This window comes from Elusimicrobiota bacterium (genome assembly GCA_016788905.1).
GTDB lineage: Bacteria > Elusimicrobiota > Elusimicrobia > FEN-1173 > FEN-1173 > JADKHR01.
Genome location: JAEURZ010000041.1, coordinates 1 through 1,830, shown reverse-complemented (window position 1 = coordinate 1,830; position 1,830 = coordinate 1). Strand labels below are relative to the sequence as shown.

Below are 1,830 nucleotides of genomic sequence, written 5' to 3'. Positions count from 1 at the left end.
GGTTTTGCGCGCGCAGTTTTTCACATGCTTTTGGAGTGTCTCTTGAAGAATTTCGGGGGTCAGGTTTTCCAACTGTTGGGGCGGTTCGAACCCGTTTTCAGGGGGCTGATGTAATTGGTTTTTAACCGAGAACAGCATTTGTTTGAGGTAAACAGGGTCCCTGGATAGTCTCGCAAGGTTTTGATGGATGGTCTGCTCCAACCGGGGGGCGCTGATTTGGCGGGTTGTGCATGCGTTCCAACCTTTGTGGTTGGTAGCCGTGCAACGATAGTAAAAATAGCGTTGTTGTCCTGACGTGCTGTTCTTGGTTGTATGAGTGGGGCTCATATGGGACCGGCATTCTCCGCACTCAATGAGCCCCGCATAAGGCAGATGGTGGTAGGGGACGCTGGTTTTTCGGATTTTTTGGTTTTCCTCGGCCAATAGGGCCTGAGTGTGGTTAAACAAGTCCTCGGAGATAATCGGCTCATGGATGCCGGGGAGAATTTTTCCTTTGTACATGGTTTTTCCGGCGGCGGCGGGACTTTTTAAAACCCGCCAGACAAAGTGATCGGATAGCGTGGACCGCTCGTGCCATAATTCCCGGAGGGCGAGCGTCACCTGGTGCGCCGTGCCGAGCTCAACATATTTCTCAAAGATGAAGCGCACGACGCGGGCCCGCTTGGGATCAACGAACAGTTTTCCCTCGACTTTTTTGTAGCCGTAGGGTGGAGGGCCGCCGTTGTAAAGACCCCGCATGGCGCGCTGGGCAAATTTATCCCGGATGCGCTCGGAGGCCAGCTCCCGCTCAAACTGAGCGAAGGTCAGCATGATATTGCGAAGGAGACGGCCAGACGGGGTGGAGGTGTCGAAGCGTTCCGTCACGGAAATAAACCCCGCGTTGTGGGTCTCGAAAAGTTCGATCAGTTGGTAAAAGTCGCGCGGGGAGCGTGTCAGCCGGTCGATCTTATACGTAATCACCATATCGATGAGCCCGGCCTTGATGTCGGCGGCCAACCTCTGAAGAGCTGGGCGGTTCACATTGGCGCCTGTAAAGCCCGGATCGGAATAGACCTTTGCGACGCGGAAGCCCTCTTGGCTGGCGATAAACGATTTAATGCGATCCTCCTGAGCCTCGCAGGAATTGAACCTGACCTCCGCTTGTTGGTCCGTCGAAACACGGGTGTAAATCGCGCAACGGGTCAAGGCTGGGGGGGATTTCTCAGTAAGCATTGTTTGCATGGCAGGACCTCCACGTGTGGGAATAGGCGACGCTCGGTTCGCGCCATCTCGAACTCGTTGAGTAAATGCAGAAGGTATTCGGCTAACTGGGGATCCGTCTTGGCGATTTCTGTTATCAACTCCACGGCGGCCTCCTGTGGGGCGAAAGAAAACCCCCTCGGGTGTCCAGGTCGGCCGCTGGGCCTTCCCTCCGAGGGGGTAAAACGGCCCCGCGAGACCTGGACAATAATACTATATCTCCTATACCTTATATTTGTCAAGGGCCCGCATTCTTGTAAGCTATAGGCATGCCGAAAATGAAGCCATACGACAAAGGCGGGAACCTTTATTACCTGAGGAAAGGCCTGCAAAAAAGCGTGATCCTGCACCTCTCACCCGAAACCCACAAAAAGCTCAAGTACATGGCCTGGCTCAAGGAAACCTCTGTTCAGAAACTCCTGGCGAAGACGATCGAGACGTTGGTGAAAGACGTCGATTTGAAAAGCAAGAGCGGCACCGTTTAGGCGACTTACCCCCCTGGCTTTCGACCGTGATTTGGGTTTGGCCACCCCGCCCCGCCGGGGAGGGGTTTGGGGAGGGGAACCACCTTGGGGTTGCGCGCGCGGGGTT

2 protein-coding genes are annotated in these 1,830 nt (G+C 55.0%); one reads left to right on the top strand and one right to left on the bottom strand.

The genetic code is table 11. The features are described from left to right. The coding region (locus JNK54_10680) for a recombinase family protein (protein ID MBL8024723.1) at positions 1–1,221 on the bottom strand (1,221 nt) is incomplete at its 3' end. 287 nt (positions 1,222–1,508) lie between these two features. On the opposite strand from JNK54_10680, the gene JNK54_10675 reads away from it, so the two are divergent. Then, on the top strand, positions 1,509–1,724 hold the full coding sequence (locus JNK54_10675) for a hypothetical protein (GenBank protein ID MBL8024722.1): 216 nt from the start codon (positions 1,509–1,511) through the stop codon (positions 1,722–1,724). Positions 1,725–1,830 lie beyond the last annotated feature (106 nt).

Coding starts and splice junctions, on each gene's coding strand:
- JNK54_10675 (MBL8024722.1), top strand. CDS start 1,509: ATGCCGAAAATGAAGCCATACGACAAAGGCGGGAACCTTTATTACCTG.